2 pseudogenes are annotated in these 1,118 nt (G+C 69.8%); one reads left to right on the plus strand and one right to left on the minus strand.

What is annotated here, in order from left to right:
* Positions 1-283 (minus strand): annotated as a pseudogene (locus StrepF001_RS45325) (hypothetical protein); the annotation flags it as partial.
* Positions 284-735: 452 nt separating this feature from the next.
* Here StrepF001_RS45325 and StrepF001_RS49900 point away from each other — a divergent pair.
* Positions 736-1,118: pseudogene (locus StrepF001_RS49900) on the plus strand (hypothetical protein); the annotation flags it as partial.

A 1,118-nucleotide genomic window follows, 5' to 3' on the forward strand; every position in this document is an offset into this window, starting at 1 on the left:
GCGCACCTCCCCGTGCGAACAGGCCCGGCTCGTCCTCGGCCAGCCAGCCCCGCTCCACCAGCCGTTTCAGCTTCGAACGGAACCCCTCCACCTTGTTCTTGTCCGTCGACAACCCCAGCGCGGCGCACAGATGATGCGCCCGCATCGGATGCACCGCGTCCTGCATCACCTCGACGACGTCCCGGTACGAGCGCGGCAGCACATCCGCCTCAAGCCCCGGCTCCCACTGCGGCACCAGCCGCACCCCGACCGGCGATCCCGCCCGGCTCCGGTCCACCGACACCGGGACTCCCCCGCGGCCTCGTCCACGGACACCCTCACCGCCCCGTCCCCGGACAGGATCTCCGTCATCGTCTCCCGTGTGATCTCCAGCCGGGACAGCCTCTCCTCCCGGTCAGCAAGACGCCTGGTCAACTCTTCCATCTGGGACCGCAGTTCGGCGATTTCCTCCCGCGCGGCAGCCTCCCGCCGATCGAGCTCCTCCAGCCACGACACCATCGCCGCCTCCAAGACCACGTCTCAGGACACGACGATCCGCCGTCCGCGCACGAACGGCAACGGCGCACGGCATCACTAGCTCACTGAGGAAGAGCCGCACCCCAAGGCCATCGGGCACCTCCCGCGTTGAACTGGCCGTTCACCAGGGAGCTTTGCACGGTGGCCTGCCCTGTGCGCAGGGAGCGGAGACTGTCACCGGATGCACGCCCCGGGCACCCGCCCGCGCACACCCGCACGGTGATCGCCTACACCACCACGCGGGACGCCACCACCCCCAGGCGGGGGTGCTCGTCGATGAGCGCGGTCACCTGGGCCGGGTCGGGTCGAGCTGGGCCGCAAAAAAGCCGAGGCCGTCCGCAGGACATCGTTGGCCCGTTTGAGCTGGGCGTTCTCCTTGCGCAGCGCTACCAGCTCGGCCCGTTCGTCGGTGGTGAGCCGGTCATCGCGCTCGCCGGCATCGGCCTCGGCCTGGCGGATCCAGCCGCGCAGGGCCTCGGGATGCACGCCGAGATCGACGGCGAGCTTCTTGATCTGCGGCTTCGGCTCCGTGGTGCGGTACATCCGTACCGCACGCTCACGCAACTCCAGCGGGTATTTCCTCGGGCAGGCATCGTCAGGGC

Origin of the sequence: Streptomyces sp. F001 (assembly GCF_004187715.1) — a bacterium.
GTDB classification, from domain to species: Bacteria; Actinomycetota; Actinomycetes; order Streptomycetales; family Streptomycetaceae; genus Streptomyces; species Streptomyces flavusporus.